Annotated in this window: 21 protein-coding genes and 1 pseudogene; 12 read left to right on the top strand and 10 right to left on the bottom strand. The window is 60.4% G+C overall.

From position 1 onward, the window contains the following. Positions 1-48 precede the first annotated feature (48 nt). Complete coding sequence (locus tag KI231_RS27610; RefSeq protein WP_213026844.1) at positions 49-1,083, bottom strand: type IV pilus twitching motility protein PilT; 1,035 nt, start codon at positions 1,081-1,083, stop codon at positions 49-51. Positions 1,084-1,139: 56 nt separating this feature from the next. On the opposite strand from KI231_RS27610, the gene KI231_RS27615 reads away from it, so the two are divergent. From KI231_RS27615 to KI231_RS27665, 11 genes and pseudogenes are all read left to right on the top strand, one after another. After that, positions 1,140-1,826 carry a YggS family pyridoxal phosphate-dependent enzyme gene (locus KI231_RS27615; protein ID WP_103304305.1) on the top strand — a complete coding sequence of 229 codons (687 nt, stop codon included), beginning with the start codon at positions 1,140-1,142 and terminating at the stop codon, positions 1,824-1,826. A 24-nt stretch (positions 1,827-1,850) separates the two neighbouring features. After that, positions 1,851-2,669 carry a pyrroline-5-carboxylate reductase gene (gene proC, locus KI231_RS27620; protein WP_103304306.1) on the top strand — a complete coding sequence of 273 codons (819 nt, stop codon included), beginning with the start codon at positions 1,851-1,853 and terminating at the stop codon, positions 2,667-2,669. 10 nt (positions 2,670-2,679) lie between these two features. Continuing rightward, positions 2,680-3,270, top strand: coding sequence for a YggT family protein (locus KI231_RS27625; protein ID WP_213026845.1), 591 nt, complete (start codon positions 2,680-2,682; stop codon positions 3,268-3,270). Next, complete coding sequence (locus tag KI231_RS27630) at positions 3,267-3,557, top strand: DUF167 domain-containing protein (protein ID WP_213026846.1); 291 nt, start codon at positions 3,267-3,269, stop codon at positions 3,555-3,557. Before KI231_RS27625 ends, KI231_RS27630 begins: the two co-directional genes overlap by 4 nt. Before the next feature lie 236 nt (positions 3,558-3,793). Further along, positions 3,794-4,932 (top strand): annotated as a pseudogene (gene metX / locus KI231_RS27635) (homoserine O-succinyltransferase MetX). 7 nt (positions 4,933-4,939) lie between these two features. Beyond that, positions 4,940-5,560, top strand: coding sequence for a methionine biosynthesis protein MetW (metW, locus tag KI231_RS27640; protein WP_103304310.1), 621 nt, complete (start codon positions 4,940-4,942; stop codon positions 5,558-5,560). Between the two features lie 25 nt (positions 5,561-5,585). Then, positions 5,586-6,020: a DUF4426 domain-containing protein gene (locus tag KI231_RS27645; RefSeq protein WP_213026848.1), complete on the top strand. Its 435-nt coding sequence runs from the start codon at positions 5,586-5,588 to the stop codon at positions 6,018-6,020. Then, entirely contained in the window at positions 6,017-6,613 is a 597-nt protein-coding gene (gene rdgB / locus KI231_RS27650; RefSeq protein WP_103304312.1) for an RdgB/HAM1 family non-canonical purine NTP pyrophosphatase, read from the top strand. Before KI231_RS27645 ends, rdgB begins: the two co-directional genes overlap by 4 nt. Continuing rightward, positions 6,610-7,815, top strand: a complete 1,206-nt coding sequence (hemW, locus tag KI231_RS27655; protein WP_249412077.1) for a radical SAM family heme chaperone HemW — start codon at positions 6,610-6,612, stop codon at positions 7,813-7,815. The genes rdgB and hemW overlap by 4 nt, the downstream gene beginning before the upstream one ends. Positions 7,816-7,850: 35 nt before the next feature. Beyond that, positions 7,851-8,174 (top strand): DUF3392 domain-containing protein, encoded by a 324-nt coding sequence (locus KI231_RS27660; protein ID WP_007913629.1) that lies wholly within the window; start codon positions 7,851-7,853, stop codon positions 8,172-8,174. Between the two features lie 19 nt (positions 8,175-8,193). Next, positions 8,194-8,742, top strand: coding sequence for an RNA 2'-phosphotransferase (locus tag KI231_RS27665; protein ID WP_213026849.1), 549 nt, complete (start codon positions 8,194-8,196; stop codon positions 8,740-8,742). Positions 8,743-8,761: 19 nt separating this feature from the next. Here the strand turns inward: KI231_RS27665 and KI231_RS27670 are convergent, their stop codons facing one another. The 5 genes from KI231_RS27670 to KI231_RS27690 all read right to left on the bottom strand — a co-directional run bounded on the left by KI231_RS27670 (position 8,762) and on the right by KI231_RS27690 (position 11,981). Next, complete coding sequence (locus KI231_RS27670; protein WP_213026850.1) at positions 8,762-9,550, bottom strand: hypothetical protein; 789 nt, start codon at positions 9,548-9,550, stop codon at positions 8,762-8,764. Between the two features lie 188 nt (positions 9,551-9,738). Beyond that, entirely contained in the window at positions 9,739-10,464 is a 726-nt protein-coding gene (trmB, locus tag KI231_RS27675; protein ID WP_103304316.1) for a tRNA (guanosine(46)-N7)-methyltransferase TrmB, read from the bottom strand. A gap of 9 nt (positions 10,465-10,473) precedes the next feature. Continuing rightward, entirely contained in the window at positions 10,474-11,268 is a 795-nt protein-coding gene (locus KI231_RS27680; protein ID WP_042561554.1) for a thiazole synthase, read from the bottom strand. 60 nt (positions 11,269-11,328) lie between these two features. Continuing rightward, positions 11,329-11,529 carry a sulfur carrier protein ThiS gene (thiS, locus tag KI231_RS27685; RefSeq protein WP_165557463.1) on the bottom strand — a complete coding sequence of 67 codons (201 nt, stop codon included), beginning with the start codon at positions 11,527-11,529 and terminating at the stop codon, positions 11,329-11,331. Positions 11,530-11,600: 71 nt separating this feature from the next. Continuing rightward, positions 11,601-11,981 carry a DUF423 domain-containing protein gene (locus KI231_RS27690; RefSeq protein WP_103304318.1) on the bottom strand — a complete coding sequence of 127 codons (381 nt, stop codon included), beginning with the start codon at positions 11,979-11,981 and terminating at the stop codon, positions 11,601-11,603. 74 nt (positions 11,982-12,055) lie between these two features. On the opposite strand from KI231_RS27690, the gene mtgA reads away from it, so the two are divergent. After that, positions 12,056-12,778: a monofunctional biosynthetic peptidoglycan transglycosylase gene (mtgA, locus tag KI231_RS27695; protein ID WP_213026851.1), complete on the top strand. Its 723-nt coding sequence runs from the start codon at positions 12,056-12,058 to the stop codon at positions 12,776-12,778. Positions 12,779-12,986: 208 nt separating this feature from the next. Here the strand turns inward: mtgA and rpoH are convergent, their stop codons facing one another. The 4 genes from rpoH to ftsY form a co-directional block, all read right to left on the bottom strand. After that, positions 12,987-13,841, bottom strand: a complete 855-nt coding sequence (rpoH, locus tag KI231_RS27700; RefSeq protein ID WP_003229146.1) for an RNA polymerase sigma factor RpoH — start codon at positions 13,839-13,841, stop codon at positions 12,987-12,989. A gap of 115 nt (positions 13,842-13,956) precedes the next feature. Continuing rightward, positions 13,957-14,982, bottom strand: coding sequence for a permease-like cell division protein FtsX (gene ftsX, locus KI231_RS27705; protein ID WP_201236427.1), 1,026 nt, complete (start codon positions 14,980-14,982; stop codon positions 13,957-13,959). Then, positions 14,979-15,650: a cell division ATP-binding protein FtsE gene (gene ftsE, locus KI231_RS27710; RefSeq protein ID WP_003229148.1), complete on the bottom strand. Its 672-nt coding sequence runs from the start codon at positions 15,648-15,650 to the stop codon at positions 14,979-14,981. The genes ftsX and ftsE overlap by 4 nt, the downstream gene beginning before the upstream one ends. Next, a complete protein-coding gene (gene ftsY / locus KI231_RS27715; protein ID WP_213026852.1) occupies positions 15,647-17,149 on the bottom strand; it encodes a signal recognition particle-docking protein FtsY in 1,503 nt (500 codons plus the stop codon). The genes ftsE and ftsY overlap by 4 nt, the downstream gene beginning before the upstream one ends. Positions 17,150-17,408: the final 259 nt, after the last annotated feature.

Here is a 17,408-nt window from a genome sequence, read left to right on the forward strand (position 1 = left end):
AGCGTCCATCGAGGCATTCCCACGCAGAGCGCGGGAACGATCATCCTCTCAGAAGTTATCCGGCGTACGCGCCTTCTCCCGCGCATGCTCGCGGCTGATCAAGCCCTTGGTCACCAGGTCCTTCAGGCACATGTCGAGTGTCTGCATCCCCAACGCCCCACCCGTCTGAATCGCCGAATACATCTGCGCCACCTTGTCTTCGCGGATCAGGTTACGGATCGCCGACGTTCCCAGCATGATCTCGTGCGCCGCCACCCGTCCGCCGCCGATCTTCTTGATCAGCGTCTGGGACACAACTGCCAATAACGACTCCGACAGCATCGAGCGCACCATCGACTTCTCATCACCGGGGAATACGTCGACCACCCGGTCGATGGTTTTCGCCGCCGAGGTGGTGTGCAGCGTGCCGAACACCAGATGCCCGGTCTCGGCAGCGGTCAGGGCCAGGCGGATGGTTTCCAGATCACGCATCTCGCCCACCAGAATCACATCCGGATCTTCGCGCAGTGCTGAACGCAACGCGGTGGCGAAGCTGCGGGTATCGCGGTGGACTTCGCGCTGGTTGATCAGGCATTTGCGCGATTCGTGAACGAATTCGATCGGGTCTTCGATGGTGAGGATGTGGTGATGGCGATGGGTATTGAGGTAGTCGATCATCGCCGCCAGCGTGGTCGACTTGCCGGAGCCGGTCGGCCCGGTGACCAGCACCAGCCCGCGCGGGGCATCGGTGATCTTGCGAAAGACGTCGCCCATGCCGAGGTCTTCCATGCTCAGCACCTTCGATGGAATGGTGCGGAACACCGCGCCGGCGCCACGGTTCTGGTTGAAGGCGTTGACCCGGAAACGTGCAACACCGGGGACCTCGAAGGAAAAATCCGTTTCCAGGTGTTTCTCGAAGTCGACGCGCTGGGTGTCGTTCATGATGTCGTAGATCAATTCGTGCACTTGCTTGTGATCCAGCGCCGGCAGATTGATCCGCCGCACATCGCCATCGACTCGAATCATCGGCGGCAGACCGGCCGACAGGTGCAGGTCGGAAGCTCCCTGTTTGGCGCTGAAGGCCAGCAGTTCAGTGATATCCATAGCGCTCCTCAATTCCAGTAGAATGCCGCGAACCTTCAGACCGCCGGCGCCTCTTGATGTCCACGATAGCAGACAACATTCAACTGGTTAGTTCGCGCATCCAGGCCGCTACCGCTGCCGCCGGGCGCCCCGAAAACAGCGTGCAGTTGCTGGCCGTGAGCAAAACCAAACCCGCTGAAGCCCTGCGCGAGGCACATGCAGCCGGCCTGCGCGATTTTGGCGAGAACTACCTGCAGGAAGCCTTGGGCAAACAGCTCGAACTGGCCGACCTGCCCTTGATCTGGCACTTCATCGGCCCCATTCAATCGAACAAGACTCGAGCCATTGCCGAGCATTTCGACTGGGTGCACTCCGTGGATCGCCTGAAAATTGCTCAACGCCTGTCCGAACAACGCCCGGCCGACCTGCCAGCGCTGAACATCTGCATTCAGGTCAACGTCAGCGGCGAGGCCAGCAAATCCGGCTGCACCCCGGCTGATCTGCCGGCACTGGCCGCGTCCATAAACGCGCTGCCGCGCCTGAAGTTGCGCGGGCTGATGGCGATTCCCGAGCCGACCGAAGATCGCGCCGAACAGGACGCCGCATTTGCTGCCGTGCAGAAGTTGCAGGCCAGCCTCGATCTGCCGCTCGACACGCTGTCCATGGGCATGAGTCACGACCTCGAGTCGGCCATTGCCCAAGGCGCCACCTGGGTTCGTATCGGTACGGCCCTGTTTGGCGCCAGAGATTATTCCCAGTCTTGAACGTTTCCAGATAAGGACCAAAACATGAGCAACACACGTATTGCGTTTATCGGTGCGGGCAACATGGCGGCCAGCCTGATTGGCGGCCTGCGCGCCAAAGGTCTGGAAGCCGCGCAGATTCGCGCCAGCGACCCGGGCGAGGAAACCCGCGCCAAGGTCAGCGCCGAACACGGCATTGAAACCTTCGCCGACAACGCTCAGGCCATCGACGGCGTCGACGTCATCGTGCTGGCGGTCAAGCCACAGGCGATGAAAGCCGTTTGCGAAGCGATTCGCCCGAGCCTGAAAGCCAATCAACTGGTGGTCTCGATTGCTGCCGGCATCACCTGCGCCAGCATGACCGCATGGCTCGGCGAACAACCGATCGTGCGCTGCATGCCGAACACTCCGGCGCTGCTGCGTCAGGGCGTCAGCGGCCTGTACGCCACGCGCGAAGTGACCGCCGAGCAGCGTCAGCAAGCCGAAGAGCTGCTGTCCGCCGTCGGCATCGCGCTGTGGCTCAACGAAGAGCAGCAACTGGACGCGGTCACTGCGGTGTCCGGTTCCGGCCCGGCCTACTTCTTCCTGCTGATCGAAGCCATGACCGCCGCCGGCGTCAAACTCGGTCTGCCAAAAGAAATCGCTGAGCAACTGACCCAGCAAACGGCTCTGGGCGCCGCGCACATGGCTGTCTCCAGCGACGTTGACGCTGCTGAACTGCGCCGTCGCGTGACCTCGCCAAACGGCACCACCGAAGCTGCCATCAAATCATTCCAGGCCAATGGCTTCGAAGCCCTGGTCGAAACCGCACTCGGCGCCGCCGCGCACCGCTCGGCCGAAATGGCCGAACAACTGGGCAAATAAGGAGCCTTACATGATTGGATTGAACACCGCAGCGGTTTACGTGCTGCAAACCCTCGGCAGTATGTATCTGCTGATCGTGCTGCTGCGCTTCGTGCTGCAACTGGTACGGGCAAACTTCTATAACCCGCTGTGCCAGTTCATCGTTAAAGCGACCCAGCCACTGCTCAAGCCGCTGCGCCGGATCATTCCGAGCCTGTTCGGCCTCGACATGTCGTCGTTGGTGCTGGCGATTCTGGTGCAGCTGGCACTGATGGCCCTGACCCTGCTGCTGACTTACGGCACCACCGGCAACCCGCTGCAACTGTTTATCTGGTCGATCATCGGCGTAACCGCGCTGTTCCTGAAGATTTTCTTCTTCGCCCTGATCATCAGCGTGATCCTCTCGTGGGTCGCGCCGGGCAGCCACAATCCGGGTGCTGAACTGGTCAACCAGATCTGCGAACCGGCCCTGGCGCCGTTCCGCCGCTTTCTGCCAAGCATGGGCGGTCTGGACCTGTCGCCGATCTTCGCGTTTCTGGCGCTGAAGCTGATCGACATGTTGGTGATCAACAATCTGGCGGCGATGACGATGATGCCGGAAATCCTGCGCCTGCTGATGTGAGCTGGTTTCGCTGGGACGGTGACGACTTGATCATCGAGTGTCACCTGCAACCAGCAGCCCGCAGCGATGATTTCTGCGGGCTGCACGGTGATCGCTTGAAGATCCGCCTGACCGCGCCGCCGGTCGAGGGCAAGGCCAATGCCTATCTGATGGGCTTTCTGGCCAAGGCGTTTGGGGTGTCCAAGAGCCAGGTCAGTTTGCTCAGTGGCGAGTTGAATCGGCAGAAGCGCGTGAAGATCTGTTCGCCGAAGAAGTTGCCGGATTTGCCTGATCTGGTGCGCCCGTGATCGAGTAGTGCAGCACTTGTGGCGAGGGGATTTATCCCCGATGGGTGGCGAAGCCGCCCCTTGCTTTCTTCCAGCCAGTCCGCGTCAGCAGGTTTTGCGACTGCTGCGCAGCCGATCGGGGATAAATGCCCTCGCCACAGGGGGCGCGTTCAATGAATGAATGAGGCCCGATCGTTGCTTGCCGCTAACCCCCCCGGTCTTTAGACTTACGCCTCATTTCAACGAGAGCAGGGTCGATGCCAGCTGCCTTTCCCCCGATTCTGTTGGTCTGGTGACGCCCCAAACGGCGCACTTCAGCGAACCGCTGGCCTTGGCCTGTGGCCGTTCGCTGCCCGCCTATGACCTGATCTACGAAACCTACGGCACGCTGAACGCACAGGCGAGCAACGCCGTGCTGATCTGCCACGCCTTGTCCGGCCACCACCACGCCGCCGGCTATCACAGCCCCGACGACCGCAAACCGGGTTGGTGGGACAGCTGCATCGGCCCCGGCAAACCGATCGACACCAACAAATTCTTCGTGGTCAGCCTGAACAACCTCGGCGGCTGCAACGGCTCCACTGGCCCAAGCAGCATCAACCCGGACACCGGCAAACCGTTCGGCGCCGACTTCCCGGTGCTCACCGTGGAAGACTGGGTGCACAGTCAGGCGCGTCTCGCTGACCTGCTCGGCATCGGCCAGTGGGCGGCGGTGATCGGCGGCAGCCTCGGCGGCATGCAAGCGCTGCAATGGACCATCACCTACCCGGATCGCGTGCGCCACTGCCTGGCCATCGCCTCGGCGCCCAAACTGTCGGCACAGAACATCGCCTTCAACGAAGTCGCCCGCCAGGCGATCCTCACCGACCCCGAGTTCCACGGCGGTTCGTTCCAGGAACAAGGCGTGATCCCCAAGCGCGGGCTGATGCTGGCGCGGATGGTCGGGCACATCACCTACCTGTCCGACGACTCCATGGGCGAGAAATTCGGCCGTGGTCTGAAGAGCGAAAAGCTCAACTACGACTTTCACAGTGTCGAATTCCAGGTCGAGAGCTACCTGCGTTATCAGGGCGAGGAGTTCTCCGGGCGCTTCGATGCCAACACCTATCTGTTGATGACCAAGGCACTGGATTACTTCGATCCGGCGGCGAACTTCGACGATAACCTGGCGAAAACCTTCGAGAACGCCACGGCGAAGTTCTGCGTGATGTCGTTCACCACCGACTGGCGCTTCTCCCCGGCACGTTCGCGTGAACTGGTCGATGCCCTGATGGCGGCGCGCAAAGACGTCAGCTATCTGGAAATCGACGCGCCGCAGGGCCACGACGCCTTCCTGATTCCGATCCCGCGCTACTTGCAGGCGTTCGGCAATTACATGAACCGAATTACGGTGTGAACAAGCCATGAGAGCTGATCTGGAAATCATCCAGGAATGGATCCCCGCCGGCAGCCGCGTCCTCGACCTCGGTTGCGGTGACGGCGAACTGCTGACCTGGCTGCGCGACAACAAGCAGGTCACCGGTTATGGCCTGGAAAACGACCCGGATAACATTGCCGAGTGCGTGGCCAAGGGCATCAACGTTATCGAGCAGGACCTGGACAAGGGGCTGGGCAACTTCGCCAGCAACAGTTTCGACATCGTCGTGATGACCCAGGCCCTGCAAGCCGTGCACTACCCGGACAAGATCCTCGACGAAATGCTGCGGGTCGGCCGCCAGTGCATCATCACCTTCCCCAACTTCGGTCACTGGCGCTGCCGCTGGTATCTGGCGAGCAAGGGCCGGATGCCGGTGTCGGAGTTTCTGCCCTACACCTGGTACAACACGCCGAACATCCACTTCTGCACCTTCGAAGACTTTGAAGAACTTTGTCGCGAACGTGATGCGAAGGTCATTGATCGGCTTGCCGTGGATCAACAGCACCGCCACGGGTGGGCCAGTAAGCTATGGCCTAATCTGTTAGGTGAGATCGGTATCTACCGCGTCAGCAGCCCGGTGCTTGCAGATCATCGGATCGCGGTCTGAGCCACGACTTTTCGAGGAGACGATCATGGGTCGTTTAGCGTTGTTGTTACTCACAGCCTGCCTCAGCGTCAGTGCCATGGCGGCCGACGTCATCAAGGGCGAGCGCAAGGAAACCTTCGGCGACGTGACGGTGCACTACAACACCTTCAATTCCACGTTTCTGACCCCGGACATCGCCAAGGCAGCAGAGCTTGTCCGCAGCAAGAATCAAGGCGTGATCAACGTCTCGGTGATCAAGGATGGCAAACCACTGGTCGCCAGCGTCACCGGCACGGTCAAAGACCTGACCAGCCAGAGCGTGCCGCTGAATTTCCGCCAGGTGACCGAACAAGGCGCGATCTACTACATCGCCCAGTACCCGGTGGAGCAGCAGGAAACCCGCACCTTTGAAATCAAGGTGCAGAACGGCGACAAGATCAACACCATCAATTTCAACCAAGAACTCTTTCCCGGCGAATGATGAACCTCAAGCAGCTCGTACTGGCCAGCCATAACGCCGGCAAACTCAAAGAACTCCAGGCCATGCTCGGCGACTCGGTGCAACTGCGCTCGATTGGCGAGTGGAGCAAGGTCGAGCCGGAAGAAACCGGTCTTTCGTTTGTCGAGAACGCGATCCTCAAGGCGCGCAATGCCGCACGCATTTCCGGGCTGCCGGCGCTGGCCGACGACTCCGGCCTGGCAGTGGATTTCCTCGGCGGTGCGCCGGGCATCTACTCGGCGCGTTATGCCGACGGCAAAGGCGATGCGGCGAACAACGCCAAGCTGCTCGACGCCCTCAAAGACGTGCCGGAAGCCGAGCGCGGCGCACAGTTCGTCTGCGTGCTGGCGCTGGTGCGCCACGCTGATGATCCGCTGCCGATTCTTTGCGAAGGCCTGTGGCACGGGCGCATCCTGACCGCCGCCAGTGGCGAACACGGTTTTGGCTATGACCCGCTGTTCTGGGTGCCGGAACGTAACGTGTCCAGCGCCGAACTGAGCCCGGCCGACAAGAACCAGATCAGCCACCGCGCCCGTGCAATGGATCTGCTGCGCCAGCGTCTGGGCTTGAAATGACCCGTGACTCTTCTGCGTCGTCGCTGATTGTCGGCGGCGCCGCTTCTTCACCTCGGGCGCCGCTGCCGACGCTGCCGCCCCTGGCGCTGTACATCCACATCCCGTGGTGTGTGCGCAAATGCCCGTATTGCGACTTCAACTCGCACACCGCCAGCCCGGTTTTGCCGGAGCAGGAATACGTCGACGCGTTGCTGGCTGATCTCGATCAGGACCTGCACGCGGTTTACGGCCGTGAAATCAGCTCGATCTTCTTCGGTGGCGGCACGCCGAGCCTGTTCAGCGCCGAGGCCCTAGGGCGTTTGCTGGAAGGCGTCGAGCAGCGCATTCCGTTCGCCTCCGACATCGAAATCACTCTGGAAGCCAATCCCGGCACCTTCGAACAAGAGAAGTTCGTCGCGTACCGCAAGCTGGGGATCAATCGCCTGTCGATCGGCATCCAGAGTTTCCAGCAGGAAAAACTCAAGGCGCTCGGTCGCATCCACAACGGCGACGAAGCGGTGCGTGCGGCCGGCATGGCGCGACAGGCAGGGTTCGATAACTTCAACCTCGACTTGATGCACGGCTTGCCCGATCAGTCGCTGGACGACGCATTGAGCGATTTGCGCCAGGCCATCGAACTGAAGCCGACGCACATTTCCTGGTATCAGCTGACGCTGGAACCGAACACGGTGTTCTGGAACCAACCGCCCGTGCTACCGGAAGACGACACGCTGTGGGACATTCAGGAAGCCGGGCAAGCGCTGCTGGCCGAGCACGGTTACGCGCAATACGAAGTGTCGGCCTATGCCCAGGCCGGACGCCCGGCGCGGCATAACCTCAACTACTGGAGTTTCGGCGACTTCATCGGTATCGGTGCGGGTGCGCATGGCAAGCTCAGTCATCCGGACGGGCGCATCGTGCGCACCTGGAAAACGCGCCTGCCGAAGGACTACCTCAATCCGGCGAAAAGCTTCCAGGCCGGCGAGAAGGCCCTGACCAACGACGAAATGCCGTTCGAGTTTCTGATGAACGCTTTACGCCTGACCGCAGGTGTCGAATCGCGTCTGTATCCGGAGCGCACCGGCCTGTCGCTGGACACGCTTGCCGAAGGCCGGCGCGAGGCCGAACAAAGCGGTCTGTTGCAGGTCGAACCGTCACGTCTGGCGGCCACCGAGCGCGGACAGCTGTTCCTCAACGACTTGCTGCAACAATTTCTGAACTGAGCCCAACCCTCAACTTCTGTCCCAAGGGAAAACGCATGGATTTGATACTCGACCTGCTCGCCACCGTCTCCCGCTGGAGCCGCAGCAACCTCTCGGAAATCGCCCTCGCGTTGGTTGGTTGCCTGCTGGTGCTGTTCGGCGCCGACTTCAAAGGCTGGGTCGAGCAACGCCTGGGCAGCATCGCCGGCGCCCTGCGCGTACCGCTGATGGCCCTGCTGTGCGTCATCGGCAGCGGCGCCGCACTGATCTACGCCACACCGTGGGTGATCAAGGGGCTGAGCCAGTTCAACAACTACAGCCTGGCGCCGGTGTTGTTGGTGGTGCTGGTATTGATTGGCGTCGTCGCTGACCGCCGCTAAATGCAAAACAGGGACGTTCATGAGTAAAAAACTGCTGGATGAAACAAGCAAATTTCTCAGCTACGTGCTGCGCCACGAGCCTCAAGCCATTGGCCTGACGCTGGACTCTGAAGGCTGGGCGAATATCGAAGCGCTGATCAGCGGCGCGGCGCGCGACGGTCGCACTCTCGATCGCGCACTGATCGAAACCGTCGTGGCGAGCAACGACAAGAAGCGCTTTTCGATTTCCGAGGACGGCCAGCAGATCCGCGCCGTGCAGGGTCACTCGACCAAGAGCGTGGAGCTGCAACTTGAGGCAAAGCAGCCACCAGAAACGCTGTATCACGGCACGGCGACGCGCTTCATGAACTCGATCAACCAGCAAGGCTTGATCCCCGGATCGCGGCATCACGTGCATCTCTCGGCAGAAACCACCACCGCCTCAGCCGTAGGTCAACGCTACGGCACCGTGGTCATTCTGAAAGTCGCCGCGCGGCAGATGCAGGAACAAGGCTTCAAGTTCTATCAGGCGGAAAACGGCGTCTGGCTGACAGAGCAAGTGCCGGTGCGCTTCATCTCTACGCTGTAGTCCTCGACACCTTCGTCATCTATTCAGCGCTGGCTTTGACCTCACTTCGAATCATCGCACTGAGCCCGTAGTAGTCCTTACAGCCCAACGCTTCTGCATTGTCCAGATACGCAATATTCTGAGCATCGTGCCGGTCATTCTCGTTTACATGCGTCAGCGCAAGAATGTAGTTGGCCTCAGCCCGATATTGATCTTCTGACAATAACAGCGCGACAGCGCGGGCCCGCATTGCCGCCAATTTGCCTTGCTGTCCGACGGGCGCCCTCTCGTCGACGAAGCACAGCGAATGCTTGGCCTGCAAAGGATAGACGTCGGCATAAGCGTCGGGCTTGCTCAATAACTGTTGCAGCGACTGCAAGAACTTCAAATGATCCGCGTTTTGCAGATCAAACCTTTCGTATGCCTTGTCGCATAAATGGTAGTAACCCACCGCAGCCGCCAGCAACCCCTGATCCATGGCTTTCTGGTAAAGGCCACAGGCCTCCATCCGCGTTCGCTCAGAGAACATTGGATTGTCCTGAAGGTTGGCTAGCAAGTACGTTGCGAGCACATGCCCGCCATCCGAGGCCTTTTTCAGATTGTCTGCAAGCGCTGCAAAATCGCCTTCGGCATTGCGCAACTGCTCCGGCGTATACGCGAGTTCCGGCTCGCCGGCGCCTTCCCGCCTGATCCGCTCATCGGCGTCACGCTGGATTTTTTCGGCCACTCTTTGCGCGCTGGCGAAGTATTCATCGGGCGTTACCACGCGCTCGCAAGCCGCTGAAAACAGCAGACCCAACGCCAGCATGCAGGTGAAAAGGGCTTTCAAGACTCGTCTTCCTTTACAAGTGGGGGGACGTAGAGCTTTCGGCGGATCGCCAGCAATCTTTAAGGCACCCCAAAAACAACTGTAGGAGTGAGCCTGCTCGCGATAGCGGTGTGCCAGTCTGCATAAGTACTGACTGATCCACCGCTATCGCGAGCAGGCTCACTCCTACATTGGGTATTGCGTGATGCTTAAGCGAGTTTTTCGAACTTCAGGTCCCAGACGCCATGGCCAAGACGTTCGCCGCGGCGTTCGAACTTGGTGATCGGGCGTTCGGCCGGGCGCGGTACGCACTTGCCGTCTTCGGCGAGGTTGCGGTAGCCCGGGGCGACGTTCATCACTTCCAGCATGTATTCGGCGTACGGTTCCCAGTCGGTGGCCATGTGCAGAATGCCGCCAACCTTCAACTTGCTGCGCACCAGTTCAGCGAACGACGCCTGAACGATGCGACGCTTGTGGTGACGGCTCTTGTGCCATGGATCCGGGAAGAACAGCATCAGGCGATCAAGGCTGTTGTCGGCGATGCAGCGGTTGAGCACTTCGATCGCGTCGCAATCGTAGACGCGCAGGTTGGTCAGGCCCTGCGTCAGCACGCCGTTGAGCAGCGCGCCAACACCCGGACGGTGTACTTCAACGCCGATGAAATCCTGATCCGGTGCCGCTGCGGCCATTTCCAGCAGCGAGTGACCCATGCCGAAACCGATCTCCAGCGAGCGCGGTGCCGAGCGGCCAAACACTTGATCGTAATCCACCGGCGCGTCGGCCAGTGGCAGCACGAACTTGGGCGCGCCTTGATCCAGACCGCGTTGCTGGCCTTCGGTCATGCGCCCGGCGCGCATCACGAAGCTCTTGATGCGGCGGTGTTGGCGCTCGTCGCCCTCTTCCGTCTGGATAGGCGTGTCGTTCGATTCAGTCATCAATGGCTCTTACTTGATCAGACCATCCAGCGGCGAAGAGGCGCTGGCATAGAGTTTTTTCGGCATGCGGCCGGCGAGGTAGGCCAGACGGCCCGCGACGATCGCGTGTTGCATGGCTTGCGCCATCATCACCGGTTGCCCGGCGTGGGCGATGGCCGAGTTCATCAGCACGGCATCGCAGCCCAGTTCCATGGCGATGGTGGCGTCGGAAGCAGTACCGACACCGGCATCGACCAGCACCGGAATTTTTGCTTCTTCGAGGATGATCTGCAGGTTGTACGGGTTGCAGATCCCCAGACCGGAACCGATCAGACCGGCCAGCGGCATGACTGCAATGCAGCCGATCTCCGCCAGTTGCCGGGCAATGATCGGGTCATCGCTGGTGTAAACCATCACGTCGAAGCCTTCCTTGACCAGCGTTTCGGCGGCCTTGAGGGTTTCGATCACGTTAGGGAACAGGGTTTTCTGGTCGGCCAGCACTTCCAGCTTCACCAGGTTGTGGCCGTCGAGCAGCTCACGGGCCAGACGGCAAGTGCGCACGGCTTCGATAGCGTCGTAGCAGCCGGCGGTGTTCGGCAGAAAGGTATAGCGATCCGGCGACAACACGTCGAGCAGGTTCGGCTCGCCCTCGATCTGGCCCAGGTTGGTACGGCGCACGGCGAAGGTGACGATCTCGGCACCCGAGGCTTCGATGGCCTGACGGGTTTCTTCCATGTCACGGTACTTGCCGGTACCGACCAGCAAACGCGACTGGTAAGTACGACCGGCCAAGACGAAAGGCTTGTCGCTACGAACGATGCTCATGGGGAATCCTCTTTACGGGTGAGGGTCTTGCAGAATTCTCTGCCCTTGCGGGCCGGGCGACTAGCCGCCGCCGATGGCGTGCACGACTTCGACGTTGTCGCCGTCGTTGAGCGTGGTGTCGGCATGCTGGCTGCGCGGGACGATATCCAGATTGAGTTCGACCGCTACCCGGCGTCCGGTCAGTTCCAGACGGGTCAGCAGGGCCGCAACGGTTTCACCGTCGGGCAGTTCAAGGGATTCGCCGTTCAACTGAATGCGCATGCTTAACGCCGCCATCATTTTTAGGGGCTGGCATTCTAGCCCGATCATGACCTAAAGGTCAGCACCGAGCGTCAAGCGGTGGGTTGCAAGCGCCAGGCGGCGAGCCCCAGGCATACCCAACCGGCCAGAAATGCCAGACCACCGAACGGGGTGATGATGCCAAGCTTGCTAATGCCGGTGGTGGTCAGCGCGTAAAGACTGCCGGAGAACAGGACGATGCCGACGGTGAACGAAACACCGGCCCAAGTAACCAGTCGCCCCTGAATTTGCGTGGCCAGCAGCGCTACGCCGAACAACGCCAGGGTGTGCACCAGTTGATAGGTGACGCCGGTATGGAAAATCGCCAGATACTCGGGCGTGAGGCGGTTTTTCAAACCGTGGGCGGCGAAAGCACCCAAGGCAACGCCGGTGAAACCAAAAAAAGCGGCCAGCATCAGAAAGCCACGCAGCATGTGGAACTCCAGTCAGACTCGATCGGCAGGGTCTGTATAATGGCCCGCTCCACCGGTTCGGCCAAGCCATCTCTATGCTGCGTACTATTTTTCGTCGTCTCACGAAGGCCCTGCTCTGGTTCGCGGGTGGCAGCGTATTGCTGGTGTTGCTGTTTCGCTTCGTGCCGCCACCGGGCACGGCATTGATGGTCGAGCGTAAAGTCGAATCCTGGGTCGACGGTGAGCCAATCGACCTGCAACGCACCTGGAAACCGTGGGACGAGATCTCCGATGACCTCAAAGTGGCCGTCATGGCTGGCGAGGATCAGAAGTTTCCCGAGCATTGGGGTTTTGATTTCGGCGCCATCCAGGCTGCACTGGCGCACAACGAACTGGGCGGCTCGATCCGAGGCGCCAGCACATTGAGCCAGCAGGTGTCGAAGAACCTGTTTCTGTGGGCCGGCCGTAGCTATCTGCGCAAAGGTCTGGAAGCGTGGTTTACCGCGCTGATCGAGGTTTTCTGGCCCAAGCAGAGGATTCTTGAGGTGTACCTGAACAGTGTCGAGTGGGATGACGGTGTGTTCGGCGCTGAAGCAGCGGCCCGCCATCACTTTGGTGTGAGCGCGAAGTCCCTGTCACGGCAGCAGGCGAGTTATCTGGCGGCAGTATTGCCGAATCCTCGCGTCTGGAGCGCGAGTCATCCGACGGCGTACGTGTCGCGCCGTGCCGGATGGATTCGGCAGCAGATGAGTCAATTGGGTGGGACCAGTTATCTGCTGGGGCTCAATGATTCGCGCCGGGCACCTTGGGCGCAATAGTCGAGCATTAACCTTCCAGACACTGATGATCCCTGTGGGAGCGGGCTTGCCCGCGATTGCGGTGGTTCAGCAGACATCTAAATGATTGACAGGACGCCATCGCTGGCAAGCCAGCTCCCACAGGGTTTGATATAGCCCCGAAACACGCGGATAAAAAAACGCCCCGATCATCGCTGATCGGGGCGTTTTTTATTGCCGTGGCGCCGGTTTAGGCGGCGATCGACAACTTGAGCTTGTTCATCGCACTCTTTTCGAGCTGACGAATACGCTCGGCCGACACGTTGTACTTCTGCGCCAGGTCGTGCAGCGTGGCTTTCTCTTCTGCCAGCCAGCGCTGGTAGAGAATGTCACGGCTGCGCTCGTCCAGCACTTCCAGCGCTTCGTGCAGGTTGTGGTTGGAGTTGTCGCTCCAGTCGGCATCTTCCAGTTGACGCGCCGGGTCGTACCGGTGGTCTTCCAGATAGTTGGCCGGCGACTGGAAAGCACTGTCGTCGTCTGCTTCCGCAGCCGGGTCGAAGGCCATGTCATGGCCGGTCAGGCGACTTTCCATCTCGCGCACTTCCCGCGGCTCGACGCCAAGGCTTTCCGCCACACGGTGGACTTCCTCGTTGTTCAGCCACGCCAGACGTTTCTTCTGGCTGCGCAGGTTGAAGAACAGCTTGCGCTGGGCCTTGGTGGTCGCGACTTTCACAATGCGCCAGTTGCGCAGGATGAACTCGTGAATTTCCGCCTTGATCCAGTGCACGGCGAACGACACCAGACGCACACCCATTTCCGGGTTGAAGCGTTTGACGGCCTTCATCAGGCCGACGTTACCTTCCTGGATCAGGTCAGCCTGAGCCAGACCGTAGCCGGAATAGCTACGGGCAATGTGTACGACAAAACGCAGGTGGGCGAGCACCATCTGCCGAGCCGCCCCCAAATCCTGCTCATAGTAGAGACTCTCGGCCAGTTCACGCTCCTGCTCCGGCGTCAGCAATGGAATGCTGTTGACGGTGTGCACATAGGCTTCCAGGTTCGCACCCGGAACCAACGCGTACGCAGGTTGCAAAGAATTGGTCATGCGAAAAAACCTCCCACTTACATACTCGTGCCTCTCGGCACTGCGAAAAATTGACCGGGAATTCAAGTACAAGTTCCCAAAAAAACCGCGAGGCCAATCACGCGCAAAAAAGATTCTACTTCGGCGCCAGCTCCCTGAGATGACGTGCGACTGCAATCCATGCACCGATATAACCCAACAGCACCGCGCCAAGCAAGAGCGACAGACCGTCGGCAACTGGCACTCCGGCCAGCGCGAAATCACTGCCGTACAAGCCGGCCAGCCCAACCACCGCGTCGTTCAGCCAGTTCAGGCCGAACGCCAACACTCCCCAGGACAACAGCCCCGCACCGAAACCGTACAACGCGCCCATATAAAGGAAGGGACGCCGCACATAGCTGTCGGTGCCGCCGACGAGTTTAATCACTTCTATCTCGGTGCGGCGGTTTTCGATATGAAGACGAATGGTATTGCCTATCACCAAAAGTAATGCAGAAACCAGCAGCACTGTCAGACCGAAGACAAAACGATCGCCGAGCTTGAGGATGGCGGCCAGACGCTCGACCCAGACTAGATCAAGTTGCGCCTGTTGTACCTTGGGCAGCTCGGAAAGTTTTTGTCTTAATGCTTCCAGCGTCGACTTGTCGACTTCGTTCGGGGTGACCAGCACCACGCCCGGCAGCGGGTTTTCCGGCAGCTCGCGCAGGGCTTCACCCAATCCTGACTGCTGCTGGAACTCTTCCAACGCCTGATCGCGGCCGACATATTCAGCATCAGCTACGCCGGGCATGCCTTTGATCTGCTCGCGCAATGACTCGCCCTGCTCCGGGCTTGCATCGAGTTGCAGGTACAGCGAAATCTGCGCCGCACGCTGCCACGAACCGCCAAGACGCTCGACATTATTGAGCAACAGTGACAAGCCCATCGGCAAGCTCAACGCCACCGCCATCACCATGCAGGTAAAGAAGCTGCCGATCGGCTGCTTGCCGAGTCGGCGCAGGCTGTCGAGCAGACTGGCGCGATGGCTTTCGATCCAGGCACGCAACAGCGTAGCGAAATCAGGACCATCGTCATCGTCGTGCTTTTTCTTCTTCGGCGGCTGCGGATCAGCGGCTTTCGGGGCCACGCGCTCGGAAACCTTCGGACTGCGTGTCGCACTCATACCCCGGCCTCCCCGTCACCGATCAATCGGCCACGTTGCAGGGTCAGCATGCGGTGACGCATGCGCGCGATCAGTGCCAGGTCGTGACTGGCGATCAGCACGCTGGTGCCCAAACGGTTGATATCTTCGAACACGCCCATGATCTCGGCCGCCAGACGCGGGTCGAGGTTACCGGTCGGTTCGTCCGCCAGCAGCAGGGCCGGGCGGTGAACGATGGCGCGCGCAATGCCGACGCGCTGTTGCTGACCGGTGGACAGGTCGCCCGGGTACAGATCGGTTTTGTCCGACAACGCCACACGCTCCAGCGCCGAATCAACGCGCTTGGCGATCTCGGCCTTGGACAGTCCGAGAATCTGCAGCGGCAACGCGACGTTGTTGAACACCGTGCGATCAAACAGCAACTGGTGATTCTGGAAGACCACGCCGATCTGCCGGCGCAGGAACGGAATCTGCGCGTTGCTGATGGTGCTCAGGTCTTGCCCGGCGAGCAGCAGCTTGCCGCTGGTCGGACGCTCCATCGCCAGCAACAGGCGCAACAGTGTGGACTTACCGGCACCGGAGTGGCCGGTGACAAACAAGAACTCGCCACGACGGACTCGAAAGCTCAGCTCATGCAAGCCGACGTGACCGTTCGGGTAGCGTTTACCGACCTGTTCGAAACGAATCATGAACGCTCCCGCTCGGCAAACAGTGCCTGGACAAAGGGTTCGGCTTCAAAGGTACGCAAATCGTCGATGCCTTCACCGACGCCGATGTAACGAATCGGCAGGCCAAACTGCTTGGCCAGGGCGAAGATCACCCCGCCCTTGGCGGTGCCGTCGAGCTTGGTCAGCGCCAGGCCGGTCAGTTCGACGGTCTGGTTGAATTGCTTGGCCTGGTTGATGGCGTTCTGGCCAGTACCGGCGTCTAGCACCAGCAGCACTTCGTGCGGCGCATCGGCGTCAAGCTTGCCGATCACCCGGCGAACCTTTTTCAGTTCTTCCATCAGGTTGTCTTTGGTGTGCAGACGACCGGCGGTGTCAGCGATCAGCACATCAATGCCACGGGCCTTGGCGGCTTGTACGGCATCGAAGATCACCGAAGCCGAGTCCGCGCCAGTGTGCTGGGCGATCACCGGGATCTTGTTGCGCTCACCCCAGACCTGCAACTGCTCAACGGCGGCGGCGCGGAAGGTATCACCGGCGGCGAGCATGACTTTCTTGCCTTCCAGTTGCAGCTTCTTCGCCAGTTTGCCGATGGTGGTGGTCTTGCCGGCGCCGTTGACGCCGACCACCAGAATCACGAATGGCTTGTTCTGCGAAACGATCTTCAGCGGCTGCTCGACCGGCTTAAGCATAGCGGCCAGCTCGGCTTGCAGGGATTTGTACAGTGCGTCGGAGTCGGCCAGTTCCTTGCGTGCGACCTTCTGGGTCAGGCGCTGGATGATCTGCGTGGTGGCTTCGACGCCAACGTCGGCGGTGAGCAGACGGGTTTCGAGGTCATCAAGCAGATCGTCATCGATGGTTTTACGGCCGAGGAACAGGCTGGCCATACCCTCGCCGATGCTGGCGCTGGTCTTCGACAGGCCTTGCTTGAGACGGGCGAAGAAACCGGCTTTGGTTTCTTCAGTGCGCGGGGCTTCGACGGGCGTTTCGGCAACCACTTCAACCGGCAATACTGGCGCAGCGACAACCGGTGCAGGTGCTGGCTGATGAATGACTGGAGCTACGGGAGCAGCAACTACCGGGGCAACTGGCTCCGGAACAACAGGCTCAGCTACAACAGGCGCAGGTTCGACCACCGGCGCCGGAGCCACCTCGGGAATGAACGCGGCAGGCGCGGGAATCACTGGCGTGACATGCGGCGCAGCCTCTTCAACCAACGCTACCGGCTCTTCCGCCACTGGCAACGTCAGCCACGGCTCGGCTACCGGGGTCAGCGGCGCCTCGGCAATCACAGGGGTTTCAGGCTCAGGTTCGGCGGCCGGTTGCAGCACCGGCTCGGCGATCGGCAGCACGATCGGTGCCGGCTCTTCTTCTATGACTGGAGCAGGCGCCGGAACGGGCTCAGGAATCGCGGGCGGCTGTTCGACGACGGGTTCCTGCGGTTTCTTACGCAGCCATCCGAACAGGCTTTTCTTTTCGCCAGCCGCAGCTGGGGTCTTCTTGTCGTCGTTGGAACCAAACATGGAGGACGGCTATCTCACGGTAGCGACGCGCCATAAGGGCGCCCCGGCAAATAAATATTCGATGCAGAACAGACTGTGTTTCACCCAGCTTGTTCACGCGCAACATTTTGTCGAGGCGCCAATGGCACCTCAAAGGTCGATTATTACGAAGGACTGGAACGGCATCTTCGGCGAAAACGCAGAGTTTAGCTGAGAAACTCAAAGCTTCTGCCGGTAACCCATACAACCTATCGACCGATCAATGGCTTGATAGGCGTGG

This window comes from Pseudomonas sp. Seg1 (assembly GCF_018326005.1).
Classification (GTDB): domain Bacteria; phylum Pseudomonadota; class Gammaproteobacteria; order Pseudomonadales; family Pseudomonadaceae; genus Aquipseudomonas.

Excerpts from the sequence above, each read along its gene's own strand:
- KI231_RS27660 (WP_007913629.1), top strand. The coding sequence starts at position 7,851 with ATGGATTTGATACTCGACCTGCTCGCCACCGTCTCCCGCTGGAGCCGC.
- proC (WP_103304306.1), top strand. The coding sequence starts at position 1,851 with ATGAGCAACACACGTATTGCGTTTATCGGTGCGGGCAACATGGCGGCC.
- KI231_RS27680 (WP_042561554.1), bottom strand. The coding sequence starts at position 11,268 with ATGAGCATCGTTCGTAGCGACAAGCCTTTCGTCTTGGCCGGTCGTACT.
- rdgB (WP_103304312.1), top strand. The coding sequence starts at position 6,017 with ATGATGAACCTCAAGCAGCTCGTACTGGCCAGCCATAACGCCGGCAAA.
- hemW (WP_249412077.1), top strand. The coding sequence starts at position 6,610 with ATGACCCGTGACTCTTCTGCGTCGTCGCTGATTGTCGGCGGCGCCGCT.
- ftsY (WP_213026852.1), bottom strand. The coding sequence starts at position 17,149 with ATGTTTGGTTCCAACGACGACAAGAAGACCCCAGCTGCGGCTGGCGAA.
- ftsE (WP_003229148.1), bottom strand. The coding sequence starts at position 15,650 with ATGATTCGTTTCGAACAGGTCGGTAAACGCTACCCGAACGGTCACGTC.
- KI231_RS27645 (WP_213026848.1), top strand. The coding sequence starts at position 5,586 with ATGGGTCGTTTAGCGTTGTTGTTACTCACAGCCTGCCTCAGCGTCAGT.
- thiS (WP_165557463.1), bottom strand. The coding sequence starts at position 11,529 with ATGCGCATTCAGTTGAACGGCGAATCCCTTGAACTGCCCGACGGTGAA.
- trmB (WP_103304316.1), bottom strand. The coding sequence starts at position 10,464 with ATGACTGAATCGAACGACACGCCTATCCAGACGGAAGAGGGCGACGAG.
- rpoH (WP_003229146.1), bottom strand. The coding sequence starts at position 13,841 with ATGACCAATTCTTTGCAACCTGCGTACGCGTTGGTTCCGGGTGCGAAC.
- KI231_RS27665 (WP_213026849.1), top strand. The coding sequence starts at position 8,194 with ATGAGTAAAAAACTGCTGGATGAAACAAGCAAATTTCTCAGCTACGTG.
- KI231_RS27625 (WP_213026845.1), top strand. The coding sequence starts at position 2,680 with ATGATTGGATTGAACACCGCAGCGGTTTACGTGCTGCAAACCCTCGGC.
- mtgA (WP_213026851.1), top strand. The coding sequence starts at position 12,056 with ATGCTGCGTACTATTTTTCGTCGTCTCACGAAGGCCCTGCTCTGGTTC.
- KI231_RS27690 (WP_103304318.1), bottom strand. The coding sequence starts at position 11,981 with ATGCTGCGTGGCTTTCTGATGCTGGCCGCTTTTTTTGGTTTCACCGGC.
- metW (WP_103304310.1), top strand. The coding sequence starts at position 4,940 with ATGAGAGCTGATCTGGAAATCATCCAGGAATGGATCCCCGCCGGCAGC.
- KI231_RS27610 (WP_213026844.1), bottom strand. The coding sequence starts at position 1,083 with ATGGATATCACTGAACTGCTGGCCTTCAGCGCCAAACAGGGAGCTTCC.
- KI231_RS27615 (WP_103304305.1), top strand. The coding sequence starts at position 1,140 with ATGTCCACGATAGCAGACAACATTCAACTGGTTAGTTCGCGCATCCAG.
- ftsX (WP_201236427.1), bottom strand. The coding sequence starts at position 14,982 with ATGAGTGCGACACGCAGTCCGAAGGTTTCCGAGCGCGTGGCCCCGAAA.